At 44.7% G+C, this 25,840-nt stretch carries 22 protein-coding genes and 1 riboswitch; of the genes, 20 read left to right on the top strand and 2 right to left on the bottom strand.

From position 1 onward, the window contains the following. Positions 1-785 precede the first annotated feature (785 nt). The 11 genes from ACSYSH_RS03345 to ACSYSH_RS03295 all read left to right on the top strand — a co-directional run bounded on the left by ACSYSH_RS03345 (position 786) and on the right by ACSYSH_RS03295 (position 12,526). Positions 786-2,312 (top strand): anthranilate synthase component I family protein, encoded by a 1,527-nt coding sequence (locus ACSYSH_RS03345; RefSeq protein ID WP_491706137.1) that lies wholly within the window; start codon positions 786-788, stop codon positions 2,310-2,312. Further along, complete coding sequence (locus ACSYSH_RS03340; RefSeq protein WP_491702385.1) at positions 2,296-2,895, top strand: anthranilate synthase component II; 600 nt, start codon at positions 2,296-2,298, stop codon at positions 2,893-2,895. Before ACSYSH_RS03345 ends, ACSYSH_RS03340 begins: the two co-directional genes overlap by 17 nt. Then, complete coding sequence (trpD, locus tag ACSYSH_RS03335) at positions 2,888-3,901, top strand: anthranilate phosphoribosyltransferase (RefSeq protein WP_491702386.1); 1,014 nt, start codon at positions 2,888-2,890, stop codon at positions 3,899-3,901. The genes ACSYSH_RS03340 and trpD overlap by 8 nt, the downstream gene beginning before the upstream one ends. Then, entirely contained in the window at positions 3,898-4,689 is a 792-nt protein-coding gene (gene trpC / locus ACSYSH_RS03330) for an indole-3-glycerol phosphate synthase TrpC (protein ID WP_252773570.1), read from the top strand. Before trpD ends, trpC begins: the two co-directional genes overlap by 4 nt. Continuing rightward, positions 4,682-5,407, top strand: a complete 726-nt coding sequence (locus tag ACSYSH_RS03325) for a phosphoribosylanthranilate isomerase (protein WP_489815944.1) — start codon at positions 4,682-4,684, stop codon at positions 5,405-5,407. The genes trpC and ACSYSH_RS03325 overlap by 8 nt, the downstream gene beginning before the upstream one ends. Then, a complete protein-coding gene (gene trpB, locus ACSYSH_RS03320) occupies positions 5,407-6,615 on the top strand; it encodes a tryptophan synthase subunit beta (RefSeq protein ID WP_491702387.1) in 1,209 nt (402 codons plus the stop codon). Before ACSYSH_RS03325 ends, trpB begins: the two co-directional genes overlap by 1 nt. Next, complete coding sequence (gene trpA, locus ACSYSH_RS03315) at positions 6,608-7,420, top strand: tryptophan synthase subunit alpha (RefSeq protein ID WP_491702388.1); 813 nt, start codon at positions 6,608-6,610, stop codon at positions 7,418-7,420. The genes trpB and trpA overlap by 8 nt, the downstream gene beginning before the upstream one ends. A gap of 194 nt (positions 7,421-7,614) precedes the next feature. Continuing rightward, positions 7,615-7,718, top strand: a riboswitch (TPP riboswitch). 120 nt (positions 7,719-7,838) lie between these two features. Then, complete coding sequence (locus ACSYSH_RS03310) at positions 7,839-9,155, top strand: solute carrier family 23 protein (RefSeq protein ID WP_491702389.1); 1,317 nt, start codon at positions 7,839-7,841, stop codon at positions 9,153-9,155. After that, positions 9,148-10,269 (top strand): LuxE/PaaK family acyltransferase, encoded by a 1,122-nt coding sequence (locus ACSYSH_RS03305; RefSeq protein WP_491702390.1) that lies wholly within the window; start codon positions 9,148-9,150, stop codon positions 10,267-10,269. The genes ACSYSH_RS03310 and ACSYSH_RS03305 overlap by 8 nt, the downstream gene beginning before the upstream one ends. An 11-nt stretch (positions 10,270-10,280) precedes the next feature. After that, entirely contained in the window at positions 10,281-11,756 is a 1,476-nt protein-coding gene (locus ACSYSH_RS03300; RefSeq protein WP_491702391.1) for an acyl-CoA reductase, read from the top strand. A gap of 2 nt (positions 11,757-11,758) precedes the next feature. Continuing rightward, positions 11,759-12,526 carry an SDR family oxidoreductase gene (locus ACSYSH_RS03295; protein WP_489815938.1) on the top strand — a complete coding sequence of 256 codons (768 nt, stop codon included), beginning with the start codon at positions 11,759-11,761 and terminating at the stop codon, positions 12,524-12,526. A gap of 103 nt (positions 12,527-12,629) precedes the next feature. On the opposite strand, the gene ACSYSH_RS03290 is transcribed toward ACSYSH_RS03295, so the two are convergent. Both ACSYSH_RS03290 and ACSYSH_RS03285 read right to left on the bottom strand, forming a co-directional pair. Next, entirely contained in the window at positions 12,630-13,370 is a 741-nt protein-coding gene (locus tag ACSYSH_RS03290) for a sulfite exporter TauE/SafE family protein (protein ID WP_252773578.1), read from the bottom strand. Positions 13,371-14,024: 654 nt separating this feature from the next. Beyond that, positions 14,025-14,543: an NUDIX domain-containing protein gene (locus ACSYSH_RS03285; RefSeq protein ID WP_252774426.1), complete on the bottom strand. Its 519-nt coding sequence runs from the start codon at positions 14,541-14,543 to the stop codon at positions 14,025-14,027. A 171-nt stretch (positions 14,544-14,714) separates the two neighbouring features. Here ACSYSH_RS03285 and tgt point away from each other — a divergent pair, with 171 nt between their 5' ends. The 9 genes from tgt (at position 14,715) to ACSYSH_RS03240 (ending at position 25,820) form a co-directional block, all read left to right on the top strand. Then, positions 14,715-15,932, top strand: coding sequence for a tRNA guanosine(34) transglycosylase Tgt (tgt, locus tag ACSYSH_RS03280; protein WP_489815936.1), 1,218 nt, complete (start codon positions 14,715-14,717; stop codon positions 15,930-15,932). A 47-nt stretch (positions 15,933-15,979) separates the two neighbouring features. After that, entirely contained in the window at positions 15,980-16,288 is a 309-nt protein-coding gene (yajC, locus tag ACSYSH_RS03275; protein ID WP_252773580.1) for a preprotein translocase subunit YajC, read from the top strand. 137 nt (positions 16,289-16,425) lie between these two features. Further along, positions 16,426-18,159, top strand: coding sequence for an ABC transporter ATP-binding protein (locus ACSYSH_RS03270; protein WP_489815935.1), 1,734 nt, complete (start codon positions 16,426-16,428; stop codon positions 18,157-18,159). Next, complete coding sequence (locus ACSYSH_RS03265) at positions 18,152-19,924, top strand: ABC transporter ATP-binding protein (protein ID WP_489815934.1); 1,773 nt, start codon at positions 18,152-18,154, stop codon at positions 19,922-19,924. The genes ACSYSH_RS03270 and ACSYSH_RS03265 overlap by 8 nt, the downstream gene beginning before the upstream one ends. Before the next feature lie 118 nt (positions 19,925-20,042). Further along, positions 20,043-21,272, top strand: coding sequence for a glycosyltransferase family 4 protein (locus tag ACSYSH_RS03260; RefSeq protein WP_489815933.1), 1,230 nt, complete (start codon positions 20,043-20,045; stop codon positions 21,270-21,272). Between the two features lies 1 nt (position 21,273). Next, a complete protein-coding gene (locus ACSYSH_RS03255) occupies positions 21,274-22,353 on the top strand; it encodes an LTA glycolipid anchor biosynthesis glycosyltransferase, IagA/BgsA family (RefSeq protein WP_491702392.1) in 1,080 nt (359 codons plus the stop codon). Positions 22,354-22,363: 10 nt separating this feature from the next. After that, positions 22,364-23,419: a lysylphosphatidylglycerol synthase transmembrane domain-containing protein gene (locus tag ACSYSH_RS03250; RefSeq protein ID WP_252773585.1), complete on the top strand. Its 1,056-nt coding sequence runs from the start codon at positions 22,364-22,366 to the stop codon at positions 23,417-23,419. 5 nt (positions 23,420-23,424) lie between these two features. Beyond that, positions 23,425-23,685 (top strand): DUF1797 family protein, encoded by a 261-nt coding sequence (locus ACSYSH_RS03245; RefSeq protein WP_252773586.1) that lies wholly within the window; start codon positions 23,425-23,427, stop codon positions 23,683-23,685. 20 nt (positions 23,686-23,705) lie between these two features. Beyond that, positions 23,706-25,820, top strand: coding sequence for an LTA synthase family protein (locus ACSYSH_RS03240; protein WP_491702393.1), 2,115 nt, complete (start codon positions 23,706-23,708; stop codon positions 25,818-25,820). Positions 25,821-25,840: the final 20 nt, after the last annotated feature.

Genomic DNA, 25,840 nt, shown 5'->3' with positions numbered 1-25,840 from the left:
TTGCCATCGATTACCGACTAGGTGTTACATCTAGTCGGCCAACACAAAGATGGCTTTATTACCTAGATGCGGACGCTTGAGCACGTCCGCATCGAGAATTGGACGTGCTATCTAAAGTAATAAAAGCCATAATAACGACTCATCATTTGTGCTGATGATTTTTTCATTGTTGGAATCCCTTTCCGTTAAGTTGCTTTAATTAAAACACAGGAAAAATGTTTTTGCAAGATTTTTATCATCTTTTTCTCATTTTTATCTTGTCTGCTTGATTTTCTTTAATGCTTAAATAATCCGCTATATAAGAAGAAAAAAGTCGTTTAATAGTTGCTATTTCTTGGATTGATTTATTTTTTAATCATAAAAATGAAAATAATCCTCATTTTTTCTTGACACTTTTTCATTTTGTGATTAAACTGAGGGCAATTAAATAGTTCGTCCATAAAAACCAATGATGTGGAGATCAAGATTGTTGTGCACGCTAAGAGAGTCGCCGATGCTGGGAAGGCGATGGGAACGCAGGCAGTTAAATGGACCACGGAGGGTTCCGCTGAAAGAGCATTTGCTCAAGTACGGGAAACGTCAGGCATACGTCAGTTGTCGGGGATATGTTAGTATCTCGCTAAGGAGGGGCTAAAGACCTTTTTTCATTGACTTTTTTGTTGAAAAATGAGTTTTTTGGCCTAATTAAGGTGGCACCGCGGAGAGAATCCGTCCTTAACAAAGCATAGATTGCGTTGTTATGGGCGGATTTTTTAGTTGAAAAAATGAAACGAGGTGACCAAGAGTTGAAACAATTAGACCTAAAGCAATATGGCCAAGAATATCCCTTCCTGCCAGTGATTGTTAGCAAAAGAATCAGTAATTTTGACCCAGAATTGCTCATGCAGGAACTGGGGACAACCAAGAATCAGACGATGATCTTTCAACGCGAGGGTGTGACCACTTTTTTCCTCTCACTTGAGCAAACGATTACCGGTCGTGATGGCCAAATCCAAGTAATGAGTGCCGATGGTGCGGTCGAAACCGCCCAGGGTGATCCAATTGCCTTTTTAAATCAGCTTTATCACCAGTATCAAATTCCCAAGGTGACAGACGCCATCCCCTTTGTGGCCGGACTAATGGGCTATTTTGCTTATGATTTTGTCCGTTACCATCCTGATGTTCACTTAGCGCCAGCCCAAGACGATCTTGGTTTAGCGGACTTCGAATTATTTTTACCAAAGGTGGTTGCCAATTATCGTCACGAGACCAAGGAATTGATTTTAAGCCAAACGGTACCGTCCGAAAGGTTGTCGACCGACTTCGATCAGGTTCAACAAAAGTTAAATGATTTGGCGAACCGGGCTGGTGAAATGATGGACCAAATTCAGGAAAATGATTTGGCAACTGCCGAGCTGGAAAACCAGGTTAGCTCAAATCAAGAGCTGCTTCAGGGTGATGAGGCCAAAAGCCAGTCAGCACTAACTTTTACCAATCAATTGACGCGGACAGCCTTCAGCGATCGGGTTCAAAAAACGAAAGAACATATTCATGCTGGTGATATCTTTCAGCTGATTTTATCCAATCCTTACCTGGCGAAAACTAATAATCAGCAACTCTTGCTGGGTGTTTTTACCAGGTTACAGGGTGGGCCCCAATCACCCTACCAATTCTACTTTCATAACGGTGACTACCAAGCAACCGGTGCCTCACCAGAAACCTTAATTAAAAAGACCGGGGACCGATTGTTCTCATATCCGCTAGCGGGTACGAGACGGCGGGGGAAAACAGCAGAAGAGGACCAATTTTTTGCCCAGGAACTGCAGCACAGCGAAAAAGAACTCGCGGAGCACAATATGCTAGTTGATTTGGGTCGCAATGATTTGGGTCGAGTGAGCCAATTTGGCACGGTCGCCGTTACGAAGCTGCGCCACCTGCTTTATTTTCCAAATGTGATGCACCTTGGCTCAACAATTGAAAGCCAAGTTCAGACTGATTTAACTCCCATCGACATTCTAAAAGCAACCTTGCCAGCGGGAACGTTATCCGGAGCACCTAAGATTTCGGCCATGCAGATTATCAATCAGTTGGAGAACCGCAAACGTGGCATTTACGGTGGTGGTATTGGAACGATTGGTTTTGATGGCGACCTCGACTTCAGCATTGGGATTCGCTTAGCCTACCAAAAAAAGCAAAACCTGGTCGTCCAGGCCGGTGCTGGGATTGTGGCCGACAGCAGCCCAGCGGAAGAGTACCGAGAATTTGAAAATAAAAGCCGGTTAATGTTGGATTTGGTCACAAAGGAGGTGGCAGCCGATGCTATTACTAATTGATAATTATGACAGCTTTACCTATAACCTCTACCAGGAAATTTGCAAGTTGACCAAGCAGACCATCAAGGTGGTTAAAAATGATCAGGTAAGAGTTGAGGACCTAGATGAACCAACGTTAATGGGACTGATTTTATCACCGGGACCGGGTCGGCCAAATCAGGCCGGGAACCTCAATGCCGTTCTGGCAGCTGCTATCGGTCGGGTACCCGTTCTTGGTGTTTGCCTTGGCCATCAGGCAATTGGCGAGGTCTATGGTGCCAAGATTGTTACGGCCCCGTTGATGCACGGGAAGACCAGCCTGATTCACCAGCAGGGAAAGCAGTTGTCGGGTATCTTAGCCGGGTGCCCGACAACTTTTACGGTTGGACGCTACCATTCCTTGATGATTGATCCAGCCACCATTCCTAATCACTTAACCGTGACCGCCCAGGCCGACGATGGGACCGTTCAGGCAGTTGCCGATGAAGAAAACCACGTTTACGGAGTCGAATTTCACCCCGAATCGATTATGACGGACCAAGCGGCCGCCAAACAAATTTTTACTAATTTTTTAGCTTATACGGGAGAGAACAACCATGATTAAACCAGCCATTCAAAAAGTCAGCCAACAGCAAAACTTAACCTTCGATGAGTCAGCCGAGGTTATTAGTGAGATTATGACCGGCCAAGCAGAAGAAAATCAGATTGTCGCTTTTTTGACGGCATTAACAGCCAAGGGGGAAACGGCCGCTGAAATTGCTGGGGCAGCCCAAGCAATGCGGCAAGCGGCCCTGGAATTTCCTAAACAAGCAGCGGCCCTGGACATCGTTGGTACCGGCGGTGACCATTCTAATTCCTTTAACATTTCGTCGACGGCGGGTTTGGTCATTGCTAGTCTTGGTTATGATGTGGTCAAGCACGGGAACCGCGCTGCTTCTTCAAAAAGTGGTGCTGCCGATGTTCTCGAGGCCCTGGGATTTCCAATTAACCAGGAGGTTGGCCAGGCCGAGCAGCTACTAAAAGATCAGCACTTTACCTTTCTTTTTGCCCAAAAGTACCATCAAGCAATGAGGTATGTTGCCCCTGTTCGCCGCAGTTTGGGCATCCCAACCATTTTTAATGTTTTAGGTCCCTTGGCCAATCCAGCCGAACCAAAGCAAATGGTTTTGGGTGTCTATGATGGGGCGCTGTTGGAACCGATGGCTCAGGTTTTGCACCAACTCGGTGTACAGTCAGCCAATATTTTGTATGGAACGGATGGCCTCGATGAAGCTTCAATCTCAGCACCAACTAAGTTAGTACGATTGCGGGGTGATAAGGTTCAGTTCCAAACGATTATCCCAGAGGAGTTTGGCTTGAAGCGGGCTACCAAAGAAGAAATTGTGGGCGGAACAGCCCAGGAGAATGCAGCCATTACTCGGACTATCTTAGCCGGTGAAGAACGGGGAGCCAAGCGTGATATCGTGGTTTTAAATGCGGCCATTGGCCTCAATGCCGTCAATCCAGCTATCTCGATTGAACAGGGGGTGATATTAGCGCAGGAGGCCCTCGATAGTGGTCGGGTAGCTGATTTGCTTGCAAGGATAAGCACTGCGGAGGCCGTTGAATGATTTTAGATGATTTAGTGGCCGCCACGAAAAGCCGGCTAGTAAAAGAAAAAGTAGCGGTGTCATTAGCGACTTTGAAAGCTCAGACAGAGGCTCTGCCGGTGATTGACCCGCAAGCTGTTTACGACCGTTTTCTAGCACCAGGGATTCACGTGATTGCCGAGGTCAAGAAAGCCTCACCCTCCAGGGGTTTGATTGCGGTTGATTTTCCTTATCAAGAAATTGCTCAAACCTATGATCAAGCCGGCGTAACGGCCATTTCTGTCTTAACCGAGCCGGATTACTTTTTGGGCAAATTAGACTATTTGGCTGAGATTGCGGCCAAGGTAACCGTTCCAGTTTTGCGAAAGGACTTTGTCATCGACCCCTACATGATTTATCAGGCAAAGGTTGCGGGCGCAAAAATTATTTTGCTGATTGTGGCGATTTTATCTCCGCTAGACTTGCAAGTCTATTTGAACTTGGCTGAGAGTCTGGGACTGGCCGTGTTAGTCGAGGCACATGATGCAGATGAAATTAGTCGAGCGCTGGCCGTCGGTGCCAAGCTGATTGGGGTTAATAATCGCAATTTAAAGGATTTTACAGTCTCCTTTGATAACAGCCAGCGGCTCTTTAATTTGGTGCCCGATTCTGTTGCCTTTATTGCCGAAAGTGGCGTGCAAAGTCCGGCAGATATTGCACACCTACAATCCTTAGGAATCAATGGTGTGCTGATCGGAGAGGCCTTGATGAAGGCGGCTAGTCCAAAAGCTTTCATTGAAGCCGGATTGGGGGAGCCAACCCATGACTAAGATTAAAATTTGTGGCTTGATGACTAAAAAAGAGGCCCTGATGGCCAACGAGGCCCGCCCTGATTTTGCAGGAGTCGTCTTTGCTCCAGGTCGCCACCAGGTTACGAAAGCGGAAGCTTTAGTAGTGCGCACGACGCTTTATGAGTCGATTCCATTGGTTGGTGTCTTTGTTGCTGAACCGGTGGAAATGATTTTGGAATTGGTTGAAATGGGGACGATTCAGCTGATTCAGCTCCATGGCCGGCGACCAATTGATGAGGTCCGGCGGTTGGAAATGGCAGGCGTACCAATTATCCAAGCCCTGGTGGGTGATGATGCCATTGACCAGGCCAAGAGTTGGCAAAATCAGCTTCGGTGGTGTCGGCCACAAGCAGACAATGGCGGTTTGGAAGAAGGTCTAGATCGCAATCGGCAGTTAGCCAATTTTAGTGGCAGTTTGCAAGAACAATCAGTTAGTAATTTTGACCTAATTGATTTTTTAATGGTTGATGCTGGTGCTGGCTCTGGTCAACGATTAGATTGGCAGCGGTTAGCTGGTTTGGCCCCGAACCACCTATTTGTGGCTGGCGGGATTCGCCCCGATAATTTAAGCGATTTACTGCAGGTTTATCAGCCTGCTGGCGTTGATGTGAGTACTGGGGCGGAAACCAACCGGCATAAAGACCTAAAAAAGATGTTGGCACTGGTAGCCATTGCCCATCAAGAGGAGAGAAAGTAATGGAAGCAGAATACAAGACAAAGAAGCAGGGTGGTCGGTTTTTAGAGTATGGCGGCCAATATGTACCGGAAACTTTGATGAATGAGTTAAATAAGTTGGCTGCAGTTTACCAGGAAGCCCAGGCCGACCCTGATTTTCAGGCGGAATTGGCTGACCTATTGGCTAATTATGCCAACCGACCATCGTTGTTGTACTATGCCAAAAACATGACGGCTGACCTTGGTGGCGCCCAAATTTATTTTAAACGTGAGGATTTGAACCACACGGGGGCCCATAAGATTAACAATGTCATTGGCCAGGCACTGTTAGCTAAGAAAATGGGCAAGAAACGCTTAATAGCCGAAACAGGAGCGGGACAACACGGGGTAGCAACGGCTACGATTGCTGCCTTGTTTGGTCTGGAGTGCGAAGTCTTTATGGGCAAGGAGGACACGGATCGCCAACGGTTGAATGTTTATCGGATGGAACTCCTTGGGGCCAAAGTCCACGCCGTGACTTCCGGATCAATGGTGTTGAAGGATGCCATTAATGCTGCCTTGCAGGACTTTGCGGCTCGGCCTGAGGATACGTTTTATGTGATGGGTTCGGCCACCGGCCCCCATCCTTATCCGGAGATAGTCCGTGATTTTCAAAGCGTGATCAGCCAGGAATCCAAGCAACAAATTCAAGACCAATTGGGACGTTTGCCCGATATGGTCATCGCCTGCGTTGGTGGCGGATCCAATGCCATTGGTAGTTTTGCCCATTATATTAACCATGCTGAAGTTGAGTTGATTGGGGTAGAAGCAGCCGGCAAGGGCGTTGATACTGATTTGACGGCGGCTACTATCGAAAAGGGTCGCTTAGGTGTCTTTCACGGCATGAAGTCACTCTTTTTGCAAAATGATAGTGGCCAAATCAATCCGGTCTATTCGATTTCGGCTGGGCTCGATTACCCGGGTGTTGGGCCAGAACACGCAGCATTAGCAGCCGAGCACCGTGCCCAATACGTCGGTATTACAGATGATGAGGCCGTGGCTGCCTTTGAATACATTGCCAAGCAAGAGGGGATTATTGCCGCTATTGAAAGCTGTCATGCTGTGGCCTATGTGCAAAAATTAGCGCCAACGTTACCTAAGGACCAGGTCATTGTCTGCACACTATCTGGCCGGGGGGACAAGGATGTTGCCGCAATTGCCAAGTACCGGGGGGTTGAAATTCATGAGTAAAATTAGTCAAAGCTTTACGAATCATAAAAATTTTATTGCCTTCGTCACCGCCAATGATCCTGACATGGAGACGACTGTGAAAAATGTCGTGGCTTTGGCAAAGGGCGGGGCCGATATTGTTGAAATTGGCATTCCTTTTTCGGATCCAGTCGCCGACGGTCCCGTTATTCAAGCGGCCGATTTGCGGGCTTTGCGTGACCCTGATTTACCAATTGAAGTGATTTTTACGGCGGTGAAGGAAATTCGTCTGCAAACAGCGGTGCCTCTGGTTTTCTTGGTGTACCTGAACGTTGTTCTCCAGTATGGCTATGAACGTTTTACCGCCGACTGTGAAAAATTCGGTGTCGATGGCCTGATTATCCCCGATTTGCCCTATGAAGAACGAGGAGAGTTAGTTTCTTTTACTGACAAGCATGGGCTGGATTTGGTTCCGTTGATTACAGTGACGTCTGGTGAGCGCATTGCGCTGATTGCCAAAGAGGCGACCGGTTTCATCTACTTGGTTTCTTCTTTAGGCGTAACGGGAACCCGTGAATCCTTTGCTGCTAATTTAGCAGAAGTTGTCGGGCAAATTAAAGCGGTCACGAATGTGCCGGTGGCTATTGGCTTTGGTGTACATACCGCTGACCAGGCCCGGGCAATGGCTGATTTGGCCGATGGGGTTATTATTGGCTCAGCCTGCGTCCAGATTGTCGCTGAAAATGGTCACAAAGCACCAGCAAAGTTACAGGCGTACGCTAAAGAAATCAGCGCTGCTGTTGATGGTGTGTCGGTTGGGAATGCTAAATGCATTGGTCAAAATTGAGTGCCGTTACCAACAAGTAAAATGGCCTAGTGATTGCTACCAAGATTGAGGTTGTTGCTGGTGGTGCATTTCGCCTAACTTTTTTGACCAGCGCTTTGGCTGCTACTATTCGTGGAACAGTTTCGAATTTGATTAAACAAAGTTGATTATATTTGTTCTAATATTGAATTTCATGTTATACTGAAAAAAATTAATTAATTCGCAAGGGGAGCATCACGCTGAGATTAGACAGAAATGTCTTAGACCCTATGTACCTGATCTGGTTAATACCAGCGTAGGAATGCAACTAATATTGATAACAAGGGGTCTTTTTTGGGACTTTTCGGTTGAGGTTGAATTCATCATGAATTCAACCTTTTTCTTTTGCTGGTAAAGACTGTTCAGGGTGGATTGATGAATTGAATTTTAGGAGAAAAAAATGATTCAACAGAACCATCAGCAGCAAGAAAGTTCCCCGGAAGAGATTCCATTGAGTACTAGTCAGACGATATTGATTAGTCTCCAACACATCTTTGTTTCCAATGTCTGGCTTGATCCGATTTTTGTTGCTTCAGCCGCGGGCCTCTCGTTAGCCCTGTCGACGAATTTGATTAGTGCCATTTTTTTGGCATCTGGTCTGGTAACGATTTTGCAGGCTTCAAAATTAGCACGGCTGCCGATCGTGCAAGGGCCTTCAGCGGCCTTTGACGCCCTCATGATTAGTGCTGGTAAAACCGGTGGTTTGCCAGCTGCCGGTGGTGCCGTCTTTCTCAGTGGCTTTATTGTTTTGCTGATGTCTTTATTTGGCTGGGTTCATCGCTTAGCTAAGAAATTGACACCTGCGATTAACGGGACCATTATTTTTTTGGTTGGCATTTCGCTTTCAAGTTTTACAATGTCAGAATTACTAGGAGGGACGCCTGGCACAAAAGGTTTTGCATCGCCAAACGTTCTTCTGGTGGCCGTTACAACCACTTTGATTGTCGTCTTAGGATCGTTGTTTGGCCGAGGTTACTGGCGCAAGTTTTCCTTTTTGCTGGCCCTTGTGGTTGGTAATCTTTTGGCGGCCAGCCTGGGGATGATTGACTTGTCAAGCGTGCAAAGTCAACCATTTTTTGGCCTACCACGGTTGTTTCCTTATGGACTATTTCGTTTTAATTGGGCCATTTTTCTGACCTTCTTCATCGCTTATTTAGTGGCAGTGATTGAAGCTTTGGGCGTTTATGAAGCCTCTGCAGATGTTACCAAAGAAGAATTAAGTGCAAAGCGTATTAGTCGTGGAATTGCAGGTGAAGCGGGTGGCTCAATGCTTTCTTCTTTGATTGGCGGTTTTCCAACCACAGCTTTTGCCCAAAACTTAGGGGTCATGAAGTTGACGGGAGTGCATTCTCGTAAGCCCATTCTATTGGCCGGGGGATTACTAATTTTACTAGGATTTGTGCCCAAGTTTGCAGCAGTACTCGCTTTGACCCCAGCACCCGTTATCGGTGGGATGTTTTTGCCGGCAGCGGCAACCTTGTTAACGACGGGCTTTGCAACCCTGCAGAAGGCTGATAAAGGCGAAGCTACTCGGATGAGTATTGGTCTGTCTTTGTTGCTGGCCATTGCCCTGCCATCTTATGCAAAAGGATTTTCGGGTATTTATCAGTCGCTCTTTTCAAATAGTATTTTAGTCGGTGCTCTGTCGATTGTGACCCTGCATGTTCTATTAATTGTTGTACCAGGATTTTTTGGAGGGAAAAAGAACCATGAGTGATTCGGTTGCTGCAATTCAAAAAGAAATTCTGAGTTTTATTGACCAACACCAAGTCATGGACGGCCACCATGAAAGTGATGAGGATTTCAATCAGTTGGCCCTCGATTTATTTCAATACCAATTTGACCATAATTTACCCTATAAAAAATATGCGCAACAACAACGAAAAAGTCCGCTAATGGTACATCGGTGGCAAGAAGTACCATTAATGCCGATTCAGGGATACAAGCAGTTAACGCTGTCGACAACGCCGATCACGGCGGGCGAAGCTGTTTTTATGTCAAGTGGGACAACGGATAAGACCCACCGTAGCCATAGCTACCATCCGACTTTTGCTGTTTGGAATGAGTCAATGAAAGTATCTTTCAAGCAGTATGTCCTCCCGGACGTTGATCAAATCACTATTATTGGCCTATTTCCGGATGAAAAGCACCTTGACAATTCTTCTTTGGCTCATTATGTCAGTCGCGCCATTACCGAATTTGGTGACCAACACAGCAGATCCTATGTCGATGCAGACGGGATTGATTATCAGGGCGTGGTCGCTGCTTTAACGGCGGCAGAAATTGATCACCGTCCCGTGATGCTGCTTGGCGCAAGTTTTTCCTACGTCCATTTTTTGGATTATCTACAAAAGCACCAGTTGGTCTTTCACCTGGCTGAAAAAAGTCGAATTTTTGATACCGGTGGTTTCAAGGGCCAATCGCGTCAAGTTAGCGAAGACCAGCTACTAGCTGATTTGGAAGCGGCCTTCGGTATTGGTCGTGACTATTATTTGAATATGTATGGCATGACGGAAATCAGTTCACAGTGCTATGACCAAAATTTGTGGCGGCTCAACCAGGGTTTGGACCCAATTTTTAGTAAGCAAACACCAGCTTGGGTTCGCGTCAGGATTTTAGATACCGATACCTTGGCGCCTGTTGCGCCCGGACAAAAAGGTGTCTTGGCCTATTATGACCTTTCGAACTGGAACTCATGCTTGGGCATCTTAACGGAAGATTTAGCCGTACAGGATGACGTCGGCTTTACTTTGCTTGGTCGGATTGCTGGGGCGGAGTCAAAGGGGTGCTCAATTTCTGTTGATCAACTACTGCAAGCCAATCAAGCATGAAAGAGGATACAATGGCTAAAGAAGGAGAGACAACCAAAATCAACTTGTTTCTTGCGCCAAATGAGAGTCAATTTAATCGATTGAAAACCTGGTCGATTTCGGTGGGTAAGCAACGCTATGATTTACAGTATCCTGATTTGACAGAACAAGAAGTCAAAGAAACCATCAAGACGTTGAAAGACCATCAGCAGGCTTTTTTAAGTCAACTTTCGGTCGAAGAAATCATTCTGATGATTAGTACTGCCGCCGAAAAATGGATGGACCCGGCGTACAATGAGCGCCAGTTGGCACTAAAGTTATTACCGATTATCACGGGATACAGTGAGGAAACGATTAACTTGGAAATTAGGCGGTATATGCGCCTGTTTCGTGCCAAAGAGTTACGTCGCTTTTTAAATACGGAATTGGCAAACCCAGCAATTTTGGATGCTTTTCAGCCACAAGCATCCGGAAGCCTAACCAAGGCTTATGGTCCCCAAACAAGCTTTCACGTTTTTTCCGGTAATATTCCTGGTCTCCAGGTTTGGCCGCTCGTAATGACACTGTTGGTAAAATCAGCTAGCTTTGGGAAAACTTCCTTTGCTGAGCCGCTTTTCCCGGTGCTCTTTGGCCAAAGTTTATTAGCAGTGGAACCCAGATTGGCGGGTTGCTTGGCAATCTTTCCTTGGAAAGGTGGTAGCAAGAAGTCAGTTGAGAAAGCGGCTGCGGCTGGGACAGAGGCTACGATTGCCTATGGCTCGGATCAATCGGTGAAGAATGTTCAGACATTGGTGCCAGCTGGCCATTTATTTTTGCATTTTGGCTATAAAATCAGTTTTGCTCTGGTTGGTCAAGAGGCGTTGGCGACCGATCGGTATCAAGGTACCGTTAATCGGGCGGGTGCGGACGTAGCGATTTATGACCAGCAAAGCTGCCTGTCGCCGCAGTGTATTTTCGTTGAACGCGGTGGTTCTCTGTCACCAAAGGACTTTGCTAGTGCGTTAGCAGCTGATTTGGCAAGCAGACAACAACGGTGGCCTCGGGCGGACCTGGATGACCAACAAGCCACAGCCATTAACCGCTTAAGGGCACAATTTCAATTGGAAGCAATCGCTGATCACAGCTTGACAGTCTATTCTAGTCCGCAAAAGACAGATTGGACCGTTGTTTACCATGATCAACCCATCTTCATCAGTTCGCCATTAAATCGGTTTGTGCATGTGGTGGCCGTTGATAATTTACTGACTGTGCCGATTTACTTAAGACCCTACCAGCAGTACTTACAAACTGCCGGTATCGCTGTCGCACCAAAACGTCTGTTACCAATCACGGATACTTTGGGCCAAGCGGGTTTGTGCCGGATTACCGCCTTAGGGGAGATGACTCGGGCACGACCTGGTTGGCACCATGATGGTCGTTTTAATATATTAGATTTGTTGCGGTTTACAGATATTGAGCCAAGTGCAGAAAGTCTGGCTGAACACTTAGATACAGATGTGGAGTGGTAAAGATGTTATTAGAAAATCAAGTCGCACTGGTGACTGGGGCTAGCCGGGGCATTGGTGCTGCCGTTGCTAAAAAATTTGCTGCTGAGGGAGCACTTGTTATCGTCAATTTCTTGAAAAATCAGGAAAAAGCGGATGCAGTTGTGCAAGAAATCCAGACAGCCGGAGGACAAGCGGTCGCGATGGCTGCCAATGTTTGTGATGACCAGGCAGTTCAGGATATGATGACGATGATTGCTGATAATTTTGCAGGTTTGGATATTGTTGTTAATAATGCCCTAAGACACTACAGTTTTAATCCAAAAAACCGTCATCAGGTGGAATCGATGCCTTGGAGTGACTATCAGGAACAATTTGAGGGGGCAGTCAAGGCAGCTTACAATGTCAACCGGGCTGCCCTACCTTTGTTAAAGGCGAACCAGGACGGTCGAATTATTCAGATGATCAGTAACCTTGTTCAACAGCCAATGGTTCCTTACCACGATTATATTACTGCGAAGGCTGCTTTATTAGGCTATTCGCGGGCATTAGCCAAAGATCTTGGGCCATTTGGTATCCGCGTGAACACAATTGCACCTGGGCTGACTTATCCGACCGATTCGAGCAGTGCTACTGGTAATGACGTGCGTGAGCGGTTGTTGGCTCTCTCGGCAACGAAACGGTTAACCATTCCAGAAGATGTGGCTGGAACAGCTCTGTATCTAGCTTCAAGATTATCCAATAACGTGACGGGTCAGTGCATTACAGTTGATGGTGGTCTAACCATGAATTAACAATCAACTTGTTTTTTTATTAGGTGTTTGTTTGAATAAGTGAAACAAAAAAGGAAACAACTAGTCAGGGAGAAGCCTGACTAGTTGTTTCCTTTTTATCTTTTTAAAAGAACAAACGAATACCAAAGTACATAATGACAAAGCCAATGAAGGGCGATAAGAACTTGTTAATCTTTTTTGGATCAAATTGTTTTAGAACAAGGGGTGTCAGAATTGAACCCGCCACACCACCAATCATCAGATAAAGGCCAGCTGTCCAAGAAATAGGACCGCCACTTAGTAAGTGGCTGATGAGCCCGACGACAGCTAAAACCCACAGAACGTAGGTTGTGGTACCAGCAGCCTTGACTGCAGGCACGTTCATAATCGAAAGGCCCGCTACGGTGGCCGAGCCACCTGATAGGCCGCCAAAACCAACCATCAGGCCGGAAATTAGTCCAAAGACTGGTGCGACTTTACTATTCTCATTGGACTTTGCGTTCTCTTTTTTCTTACGGAAATTTTTGATGACCACAATCAAGCCCATCCCAGTCAACAAGATTCCGACGCCGAGATTGTAAACAGTGACGGGAATGAACCGGGAGACGGCGGTACCGATGATAATGCCTGGAATACCGGCTATAATTAATCGATTTCCAAGTTTACTTTCGATATTCTTTAACCGCCATTGTGTTATCATGCCTGAAAAAAGGGCGAAGACGGCAATTAAGAGCGAAGTTGGGACAGCGACGACAGTCGACATCCCTAAAGTCGAGGTTAGCACTCCAAGGTAAAAAGTGGCACCCCCACCACCAATTAAGGTAACAAAGCAGCCAATTAGGAAACCATAGAAAATTGCAATCATGAAAAAACCAGCTTTCAAATAAAAGATTTAACAAAACCGAGCAGGGTTTGCGGAGGTCCAGAGATGAACCTTCAAACAGAATGACACTAATTATTAGTAGTCTACCAGTCTTTGCCAAAAAATGCAGGGTAGGAGTTGGTTAAAAGAAAAAAGTGCGAGGACGTCAGCAGCAAAAAGAGCGGAAAATTTTAGTATCAAAAAAGGACTGGGATTTCCAGTCCAAAGGTTGGCTAGTAACTTGGTGGCAGTGAAAGAATTAATGGAACGGTAAACAGGTCGGAATAAAAAATGCATTTTTTGGGAAACGTGCTAGAAATATAGTTAGGAACTCATTGATTACACGAAAGAATCCTGTTTACCCAATGTCGAACAATAGAAGTAGGAATTAAGACAAGTATTCATATAAGGACACTGCCACCAGGTTCCTAGCACCAAGATTATATCATAATTTTAAAATAACGACCATTATTTAAAAATATTATACAAAAGCAGGGCGATTAACTAAAAAATAAATTTAAATATTGAAAGTTGCCGGTACCATAGTTTGGTCAGGGAGATTAAGGTTGATTGGGGCTGATTTATTCAGACTGTGACAACCGTTTTTTTCTTAGTCAAGCAACGACCCGTTGCTCTTCAGGCAAAATAAAAAAGGCCTTAGGCCTTTTTGTTTGAAAAAGATTCGCGTAACCATGGTTGGTTACTGGCCTCATTTTCAGTTAAAACACGTTCGAGCGTTTCCGCCGCCGCAGGCACAAACATTTCTGGTCTTGGGTTAACCGGAATAAAGTCGGCGGCCAAAGTTTCATCACCATCGACAACTAAATCAGCTGCGCTGGCACCAGGAACTAAGCGGACCTCAAAGCCCATTGACAAGGTCTCTTGGGCATCGCCCCATGAATTTTTGTCTGTGACGTGGCTGGCTACGCCTAAGAGCCGGACTACTTCGACATCGAGATTGGTTTCTTCTTTAAATTCACGGACAACGGCCTGCATTGGTGACTCACCATACTCCAAGAACCCCCCTGGGAAGCCGTAGCCATTCTTTGAATCACCACGTTTTTCTAATAAAATAGCGTCGTGGTTTTCATTCCAAAGTACGCCCCAGGCAGAGGGAAAAATCATGCCTTCGTGACCAACTTTTGCCCGCATTCGAGCGATATAATTTTGTTCCATCAAATAACCAGCTTTCTTATTTTTAGCTTTGAGTTAATTTTACAATAGTATCATAACATTCAATCATGGTGTTTTGCGGGCTGTTTTTTGCAGACTAATTTGCTTGTCAACCGTTTCCAAGATCGACCGTGCTATAATGGGAATAGTGAAAATTTTTGAAGTAGGTGAAATATGACACAGCAAAAGGGTGCCGTTTGGTACGAACACCTTCATACTGAAAAACATACCGGTGCACGTCGTGGCCGATTACATACTCCCCATGGAACCTTTGAAACGCCAATGTTTATGCCAGTTGGAACTCAGGGCGCCGTTAAGGGCGTGAATAATCGAACATTGAAGGAAATTGGTTCCCAGTTTATCTTGGCCAATACTTACCATTTGTGGGTTCGCCCCGGAGATGAGTTAATTGCTGAGGCCGGCGGCTTGCACAAGTATATGGGTTGGGATCAGGCCATTCTAACCGATTCTGGCGGCTTTCAAGTCTTCTCATTATCCGATTCGCGTAAATTGAGTGAAGAAGGGGCGACCTTTCGTAACCACGTGAACGGCGACAAGATGTTTTTGTCGCCGGAAGTGGCCATGCGCATTCAGAACAATTTGGGTTCTGATGTCATGATGCAGCTGGACGAAGCCATTCCTTATTTTGAAACCTATGAGTATATTCGGGATTCCATGCAACGGTCATTACGTTGGGCAGACCGGGCACAACAGTATCACAAGAAGACCGATACTCAGGCTTTATTTGGAATTGTCCAAGGAGCTGGTTTCCGCGATTTACGGACTGAATCCGCTCAGGAATTGGTCAAGATGGACTTGCCAGGCTATGCCGTGGGTGGTTTATCTGTTGGTGAATCAAAGAAGGAAATGAACCGGGTTTTGGACTTTACCATGCCAATCTTACCCGAGGATAAGCCCCGTTATTTGATGGGGGTAGCTGCTCCTGACTCCTTAATTGATTCGGTTATCCGCGGGGTGGACATGTTTGATTGTGTCTTGCCAACGCGAGTCGGCCGTAAGGGGACACTGATGACCAAGCGCGGTCGAGTGGTAATTAAGAATTCGAAGTATAAGAATGATTTTTCACCTATTGATCCTGATTTGGAATATTATTCAAAGAATCCCATCCGGTCAAATCAGTTTGGCAATTTAGCGCAATACGATTTGCCATCTTATAGCCCCTATCAAAACCTATCAAGGTCTTACTTACACCATCTCTTTAATGCCAATGAGTTGCTGGGAGCGCAAATTGCCTCAGAGCATAACCTGCGCTACCTGTTAAACTTAATGGAAGAAATGCGGACTGCGATTGAAGAAGACCGACTCTTGGAATTCCGTGAGCAGGTCTTGGAAGATTATGGTTATAATAAACCCAATGCGCGTTTGTTCTAAAAATTTGTTACAATAGTTTAAACTAAAATAAATTAAAGGAAGTTTTTATGCAAAGTTTCATTTTCCCTCTATTAATTATTGTTGTGATGCTCTGGTGGATGTCACGGACAAGCAAGAAGCAACAACAACGCCAACAAGAGATGCGCAGCAATCTGAAGCCAGGTGCTAAGGTGATTACCATTGGTGGTTTGCATGCTGTTGTTGATGCTGTCAACGAAGAAGCAAAGACTGTTGATTTGGACGCCGAAGGCGTTATTTTGACTTTTGAAGCAACGGCTATCCGGACTGTTAAACCTGAAGAGGCTAAGTCTGACGATAACACCGCTGAAGAAGCAAAGGACGAAGCAAAAGATTAAGACGTGACTCGTTTTGTTTAACACAAACAGTCGTCTTGGACCCTCCCAGCAATTCGGGAGGGTCTTTTTACCAGTAAAAAGGGACAAAAATTCTAAGGAATGCTGATTTGCCCCAAAAACGTGATGAGGAAGAATTGATGAATTTACTATTACATTATGCCAGGCCTTATTGGAAGCAAATCACCTGCGCTGTTTTAGCAGTCGTGACGATGGCAACGGCAACATTATTGCAGCCCCAGTTTTTAAAGCGGATGCTATCGGCCATTATTGCTGATAATTCACAGGCCGTTCTCCATAATGGGGTTTGGCTGCTAGTACTAGCCGTTGTTGGTATGATTGCCGGGGTTTCAGGCACCTATTTTGCTTCCCAAGTTTCCCAAAGTTTTGCGGCTGATTTACGACGAGCAGAGTACGAAAAAATTCAGTCGTTTTCTTTGACACAAATCCAAAAGTTTTCATCTGCTAACTTGGTGATTCGACTAACCAATGATATTAACCAGGTGCAACGGTTTGCCATGCAGTTGCTGCAAATTATTTTACGCGTGCCAATTTTGTTTGTCGGTGGCTTGGTGTTGGCCATTTGGACCATGCCTAGTCTTTGGTGGGTAATTGTTTTGATGATTATTTTAATCATGTTGGCAACAGGACGTATTTTTGGCAAAATGGGTGGTTTGTTTGGTAAATTCCAACATATCTTGGACAAAAACAACACTCTTACCCAAGAAAGCCTTTCAGCCGTCCGCGTCGTGAAGTCCTTTAACCAAGAAAAGCAGGAAGAAGATAACTTTGCAGCTAGTACTAAGGAATTGACTGATTTAAACCAAAAGATTTCTTATATTTTCTCATTAATGCTGCCGGTTTATATGCTAATTTCCTATATTGCCATCGCTGCGGCTTTACTTTTGGTTTCGCAAACAATTTTGAAGAATCCCGATGAATTGGCAAAAATTACACCTTTTATCACCTATTTAAATCAGATTTTGTTCTCCTTGCTGATGATGGGGATGGTTTCCAACATGGTTTCCCGTGGTTTGGTTTCTTTGAAGCGTATTGGGGCGGTGATGGCCGAGCCCAGTACCATTAATATCCATGCCAATGCTGAAACTGGAGCAGTTAAGCGGTTGAATGGGGTGATTACTGTTCGCAATCTCTCCTTTGCCTATCCAAATGATGACAAACAGGTTTTGCGCGATATTTCCTTTAACCTTCCCGCTGGTCAAACGCTTGGCATCGTTGGTTCGACCGGGTCCGGCAAGTCAACTTTGGCACTGTTGTTAGCCCGTTTGTATCAGCCGAGTGCGGGTCAGATTGACATTGATGGCCAAGATTTACAAACCATCGACCAAGAAACGCTGCATCAAAACCTATCAATTGTCTTGCAAAAGCCAGTCTTGTTTTCCGGCACGATTGAAGACAACTTAAAGATGGGGCGTCCAGATGCCAGTTTGGCTGATTTAGAAAAGGCAGCCGACCAGGCTCAGGCCAGTGAATTTATTAACCAATATCCTGACCGCTTTGGTCAAGAAGTGTCTGAAAGGTCTTCTAACCTTTCTGGTGGGCAGAAGCAACGGTTGTCGTTGGCGAGAGCCCTTGTTAAAAATCCGAGTTTGTTAATCTTGGATGATTCAACCTCGGCCTTGGATGCCCGGTCAGAAAAGTTGGTTCAAGAAGCATTAGCCAAGGACTTTGTGGCAACCACTAAGGTGATTATTGCTGAAAAGATTGCTTCCATTATCCATGCAGATCAGATTCTAGTCATCGATCAGGGGCAGATTGTTGGTGCAGGAACGCACCAAGAACTACTCGAGCAGTCTGAAATTTATCAAGATATTTACCAAAGTCAAAAAGCAAAGGAGGACAACCATGGCTGAAATCAAAACAGCACTTGCTTACTTTGTTAAAAATTTAAAGCAATATTGGCGAGCTTTGTTTATTTCGTTGCTTTTAATTTTAGTGGCAACTTATGCACAAATTAAGGCACCGCTTTATTTAGGGGATGCCATTTCGTCCTTGACTGATTATTTGGTTGCCTCGCTCACGCCTGGGGGTCATGGTTCCTTACATGACTTTTATGTGGCCGTTTTTTCCATGATTGCTTTTTATGTGTTGACCGAATTTGCCTTGCTAATTTCAGGTCTCATGACTGCCAAAATTTCGTCTGATTCAGTGGGTGTGATGCGGCGTGGCTTGTTTGGCAAGCTTCAAAAAATGCCGGTGCGCTACTTTGATACCCACCAGGACGGAAAGGTTTTATCACTCTTTACTTCTGATTTAGATAATATTTTTACGGCGATGAATAACGCCGTTTTTCAGATTTTCTCTCAAGCGTTGCTTTTTGCTGGTGTGATTTGGATGATGTTTGCCAAATCAGCAACGATGGCGTGGGTAACCTTAGCCTCAACGCCAATTGCCATTATTGGTGCCTTACTGATTGCTAAATATGCTCAAGTTCAAATTAACCACCAGCAGGCGGCGACAGCTGATATGAACGGTTATATTAATGAACAGTTGGCAGGGCAAACTGTTCTGTTGACGGAAGGCCGCCAAGCGGATTCAATTGAAAAGTTCGAGCCGTTTAACGATCAGGTCCGAGTAGCTAGTCAAAAGGGACAGTTCTATTCTGGCCTGTTAAATCCTTTGATGCAGGGGTTCTCTTTGCTTAACTTAGCGATTGTGATTTTCTTTGGTTCGTGGTTAGTTTTGCATAATGGCATGGACAAGGCCTCGGGTTTGGCCTTGGTTGTTGTCTTTGTTAACTACTCACAGCAGTTGTTTCAACCAATTACTTCATTGACGACTATTTATAATGCCCTGCAACTGGCCGTAACGGGTGCTAACAGGATTACGGAAGTTGAAGAGGAAGACGATGAAGTTAATAACGGGAAAAAGATTGCTGGTCCATTAAAGGATGAAATTGCTTTGAAGCATGTTGATTTTGCTTACAATCCTGATCGACAAATTTTAAAGGATGTTTCAATTACGGTCAAAAAGGGACAGATGGTTGCTTTGGTTGGGCCAACGGGTTCTGGTAAGACGACTGTGATGAACCTTTTAAATCGTTTCTATGATCTTTCAGGTGGTGAAATTACCTATGATGGGACCAAGTTACAAGACTTTGACCTTTATTCCCTGCGTGATCGAGTTGGGATTGTTTTGCAGGAATCAGTTATCTTTTCCAAGTCAATCATGGATAATATTCGCTATGGTCGGCCGGATGCCAGCTTAAAAGAAGTCCAAGAGGCCGCTAAGCAAGCCCGCATTCACGACTTTATTATGTCCTTACCGGACCAATATGATACACAAATTTCTCCTGAAAAAGATCTTTTCTCCAGTGGGCAAAAGCAGCTCCTTTCGATTGCTCGGACAATCTTAACGGATCCAGTTTTGTTAATCTTGGACGAAGCAACATCAAACGTTGATACGGTGACCGAGGCAAAAATTCAAGAGGCAATGGACAACGTTATGGCTAACCGAACTTCCTTTGTGATTGCGCACCGTCTGAAGACAATCTTATCTGCTGACCAAATTGTTGTTTTGAAGGATGGCCAAGTCATCGAGCGTGGTTCTCATGAGGAATTGATTAAGAAAAACGGCTTCTACGCTGAACTTTATACGAATCAAATGGTCTTTGAATAAGGACTGCAGTGGTCCAAAATGATGATTTCTTGCTGGAGCAAGATTTGGAACGGTCTCAGCGAGATGGTATACTAAAAGTATTATGCCCACGGGCAAGCAATGAGCAATGGAGATTCCTATGAAAATTGGCTTATTTACGGATACTTATTTTCCACAGGTTTCCGGTGTCGCCACCTCAATTCAAACCTTAAAAAATGCTTTGGAGGCCCAAGGCCACCAAGTCTATATTTTTACGACCACGGACCCCAAGGTTGACAAGCATACGCCAGAAGAAGGAATTTATCGTTTTTCATCGATGCCTTATTTTGGCTTCAAGGATCGTCGTTTGACTTTTCGTGGTTTAATTCAGGCTGTTGAAATTGCCCGTGACTTGGGCTTGGAAATTGTGCATACCCAAACGGAATTTTCGTTGGGCTTAATTGGCAAGTATGTGGCCCGACGGTTAAAGATTCCTGTTATTCATACCTATCACACGCAATATGAAGATTACACACATTATGTTGCGAAAGGGATGTTAATTCGGCCCAGTGCAGTTGGTCATATCGTCAAGGCCTACCTGAAGGGAATGGAGGGCGTAATTGCTCCTTCTGAGCGGGTCAAAGAAAGTCTCCTCAGTTATGGTGTGACGATTCCAATTCCAGTGATTCCAACCGGTGTGGCTATCAAAAAGCGAGAAGCTCATCACGATCTTCGTAAGCAGTACGGTTTGGCTGAGAATCAGCCGGTGATTTTATCTTTGGGACGGTTAGCTTTTGAAAAAAATGTGGCTTTGACCATTTCTGCCTTTTCTGAGCTTTTGCAGACCGTTCCAGATGCCAAGCTCATGATTGCTGGTGACGGCCCAGCTAAAAAATCACTGGAAGAACAGGTTGAAGACATGGGCTTGCAGGAAGCGATCATTTTTACGGGAATGATTAATCATGACCATGTCGGTGATTACTATCGAATGGCTAACGTTTTCGTTTCCTCATCAGATAGTGAGACACAGGGGCTAACTTTTATTGAAGCCTTGGCAGCCGGCCGGCCGTTTGTCGCTGTTCGTTCACCTTATTTAGAAGAAGTGGTGACCAATAAGGCCATTGGAACGTTAATTGATGATTACGATGAGTTCCTGGCTGCCACTTTATACTACTTACAGCATTCTGATACAGCTGCCGATGATCAAATTCGGGCAGCAGCAGTAAAAAACGTTGATGCAACGACTTTTGCGGATCGAGTCTTAAACTTTTATGACCAGGTCTTGCAGAATTACCACCATGATGACGTTGATGACGATTCAGACCAGTTAACGGATGAAGAGGTCGGCTATATCAAACGTCTCTTACGCAACCCCTTTAGGAGAAGCTAACTTGAAGGTTCTGTTATATTTTGAAAACCAAAAATTGATTGCCAAATCAGGAATTGGTCGAGCAATGCGCTTGCAACAAGAAGCGCTAGCACCAATTGCTAATGTGGAGGTAACGACTGACCCCAAGTGTACAGACTATGATATTTTGCATATCAACACTTATGGCGTGAAATCGATGTATATGGTCAAAAAGGCCCACAAGATGGGGAAAAAGGTGGTTTACCACGCTCATTCGACTTATGAAGACTTTCGTAATTCATTTTTTGCCTCAAATTTGATTGCACCCTTATATAAAAAGTACTTGGTAGCCCTCTATGGTCAAGCCGATGCTTTGATTACGCCAACGCCGTATTCAAAATCACTTTTGAAAAATTACGGTCTCACACAGCCAATTTATGCTATTTCAAATGGGATTCGTTTGAGTAAATATGCAAACAATCCACAAAAAATTCAGGCCTACAAGGATTATTTCCGTATTCAACCAGGACAAAAGGTTGTGATGTCTGTTGGTCTATTCTTTGAGCGTAAGGGGATTTTCGACTTTGTTGAATTAGCCAAGCGGCACCCAGAAATTACCTTTATTTGGTTTGGTCATACCAACCCTGCCATCTTGCCACGCAAAATTCGCCGGGTTGTCTTTGGTGGCGAACATCCCAAAAACCTCATTTTCCCGGGTTATTTATCTGGCGATGTGATTTTAGGGGCTTTTGCTGGGGCTGATTTGTTTTTGTATCCATCTTATGAAGAGACAGAGGGAATTGTTGTCTTAGAAGCCTTGGCCTCTAAGCAGCGTCTCTTGGTTCGTGATATTCCAGTTTATGATTCTTGGCTGAAAGACGGCGTTAACAGCTATAAGGCAGAAGACTTAGACGACTTTGACCGTCAAATGGTCGCAATTTTAGCCGGTGAAAAATCTGATTTGACGCAGGCTGGCTTCCAAGTTGCACAAGAAAAAGATTTAAACCGAGTTGGCGAAATTCTTGCTGAGGTTTATCAAGCAGTTTTAGATAATCGCGCCTTGTCACTTAACCCTGACCAGGACGAGGCGCTTATGCCAGCTTGGTCGACGAATCGGTCTTAGGAGATTCTTGATGGGTGCTTTAAAATCCAAAAAAAACCAATTATCGGCCTTGCTTGTCCTCGTGCTAACAGGTCTAACCGTCTATTATTTGACGCGGGAATTAAGTGGCCGTGAAAAGCAATTAGAGGCTGCGCTGAAAGTCTTAGACTGGCATTTTCTTGTGCTTGCATTGTTGACGATGATGCTGTCGTTGCTGCTAGAGGCATTGGCTACTAGATCTCTGCTGAGTTCTGTTGATCGAAAGAATACGAGTTGGGGAACGTTGATTCGTGTGCCGTTGTTGAATCAACTAGGGACGGGTCTGACGCCTTTTGCTTCCGGGGGACAGCCAGCACAACTATATGCGTTAACTCGAGGAAAAATTGAAGGTAGCCGCGCTTTATCTGTGACTTTGATGAAATTTTTGGTTTATCAAATTGTGGTCGTTTTGTTCTTTATCGTCGGCTATGTAGCCGCTGATTCTTTCATCTACAAAAATGTTGATCCAGCCTTTGCGACTTTCATTCCTTTTGCTATCGCTATTCACGCCGTCGTGATTATCGGTCTGCTGTTGATCATGTTTTGGCCACAGCTGTCTTTGAAGGTTGTTGAGTGGTTTGGCCGTGGCGCGCGAAAGTTTATGAGTGCCAGTCGAGTTAAAAAATTAGTTGACACGACGGAAGATAAGGTCAATAATTTCCATCAGGAGTCAAAACGTGTGGCCCGCTCGGCCAAGTCACTCCTGGTAGCAACTCTGTGGACTGCTCTGCAATTAATTGCCTTTTACCTGGTGCCCTATTTTGTTATCCGGGCCTTTGGCTATGCCTCCGTGAACCCCTGGCTGATTTTAACAATGAACATTATGATTGTGATGGTTATTTCGTTGTTTCCAATTCCAGGTGGTGTTGGGGGGGCGGAGCTGTCCTTTCAACTGCTCTTTACGCCTTTTGTTAAGAACCCAGCAACGCTAGTCTTGGTTATCTTAATTTGGCGCATCATTACTTATTACTTCTGTCTCTTTGCTGGTATTTTAGCCTATGTAATTCCTAATAAGGAGCAGCGGTTGGCAAAGAAACAAAGGGGGTAAAAAGAATGGATGAATTAGCCAGTAAAAGTGTTTTAACAACGATATTAAACCGGCTCTTTGCCATGGAAAAATCAACGGACCAGCGTTTTCAAGTTCGACGTTTTGATTCTTACGGCTTAGAGGTTTTAAAGGTAACCCTTGATCAAGAAGACAAGGTTTGGACAATCGAAGAACACCGGCGCAATAAGCAATATAAATTTGATGATGTTGATTTGGTTGCCATCGAGATTTACGATGTCCTCTTCGATATTCAACATACCTTTTAAGTTTTGTGAGGAAAACCAATATGTTAGCTCGTCTTAAAAATGAATTCAAGCCAAAAAAACTCTGGCAAAAGATGAAGAATACTAAGGACTTTTGGACTAGTATTAGTGGTTTTTTTGTTTTGAACCTTTTTTTTGTGTGGTTAAAGACTTATATTAATTACCACATCAATTTTTCTTTGGGTGCCCAAGGACCAATTCAGGATTTCTTGCTGTTCTTGAATCCAATCCCGACGGCCATTATTTTGCTCGGGATTGCACTCTATTTTCGCGGGAAAGTGGCTTATATTCTAGCCTGGGTGATGAACTTAATTCAGACCCTTTGGCTCTTTGCTAATATCCTTTATTACCGTGAGTTTTCTGATTTCTTATCCTTTGGGATTATGGGATCTGGTTCATCAACGGGAAATAACCTGGGCAAGTCAATTGCAGCCATTATTCGCCCAACTGATTTCTTAGTCTATGTCGACTTGATTGTGATGGCCGTCCTCTTACTCTTTAAGTTTTGGCCGATTGATAAGCAAGCGATTCAAAAACGTTATGCGATTTTGACAACTATTTTAGGAATTGTCTTGATGTTGGTCGATTTCGGTGTAGCTTCGGTTGACCGATCGGGCCTGTTGACGCGCTCATTTGATAACAACTATATTGTCAAGTACTTAGGCTTAAATGAATACGCTGCCTTTAATGCCTGGCAGACCAATAATCAAACGAAATCTCGTAAAGAAGCCAGTGCCGCTGATTTACAAAAGGTTCAAGATTTCTTGAAGCAAAATTCAGTGCCGGCCAATATTTCATACACCGGAACCGAAAAGGGGAAGAATGTCTTCGTCATTCACCTTGAGTCTTTCCAGCAATTTTTGATTGATTACAAGGTTGATGGTCGCGAAGTAACACCAAACTTAAACGCCTTCTACCACGATCAAAATACCCTTTCGTTTGATAACTTCTACAACCAAGTTGGACAAGGAAAGACATCTGATGCTGAAATGATGCAGGAAAATTCCTTGTACGGACTTTCAACCGGATCAGCAATGACCAAGTACGGTTCCAGCAATACCTTTGAGGCGACACCGGCCATCCTAGGCCAACAGGGCTACACTTCTGCCGCCTTTCATGGTGATGTGCCAACCTTCTGGAACCGAAACAATACTTATAAGTCCTTTGGCTATAATTATTTCTTCTCAAAGAACTTCTATAAGGATAGCGATAAGCCAAGTTATAACGTTGGTTATGGAATGAAGGATAAGATTTTCTTGAAGGATACTGCTCAGTATATCGAACAGTTACCACAGCCATTCTATGCCAAGTTAATTACGGTGACGAACCACTACCCATATGAAATTGATAAGGAAGATACTGATTTCCCAGCTACAAAGACTGGTGACACTACAGTTGATGGTTATGTTCAAACAGCGCACTATCTTGATCAGGCTTTTGGTGAACTGATGGCTTATCTCAAGCAGGCTGGCTTGTACGATAACTCTGTCTTTGTTTTGTACGGTGACCATTATGGTATTTCTGAAAATCATAAGCCTGCCATTGCGAAATTATTGGGTAAGACTTCTGTTAGCGATTACGACTTGGCCCAATTCCAAAAGGTGCCATTCATGATTCATGCAACTGGCTTGCAGGGTGGAATCAACGATACCTACGGTGGTGAAATCGATATGATGCCAACTTTGATGAACCTTTTGGGGGTTTCAACAGAAGGGATGACCATGTTCGGTCACGATTTGTTGTCAACTCAAAATCCACAAATTGTTGCTTTCCGTGATGGTGATTGGACGACACCAACTTATACAAAGTATAAGAACCAGTACTTCGATAGTAAGACTGGTCAGAAATTGTCAATCGATAATAATCCAGCGTTAAAGGCAACGGCGCAGCGAGTGCAATCATACGTTGATGAATCGCTATCAAATTCGGATAAGGTAATTACAGGTGATTTGCTTCGCTTTGATAAGAACCGTTGGAACTTCCACCAAATTGATAAAAAATCGTACGACTATACGAGGGCCAATACCTTGAAAGCATTGAAGGCGAGTCAGTCGTCGAGTCCAACTTCGATTTTAGCCTTACGTAACGGCCAATCGACTGTAGCAGATTATAAGACTGATGCACCAGAGTTGAAATAAAAAACAAAACAAGAAAACGG

This window comes from Fructobacillus sp. ESL1117 (assembly GCF_058508565.1).
This window is presented reverse-complemented; position numbering and strand designations above follow the sequence as displayed.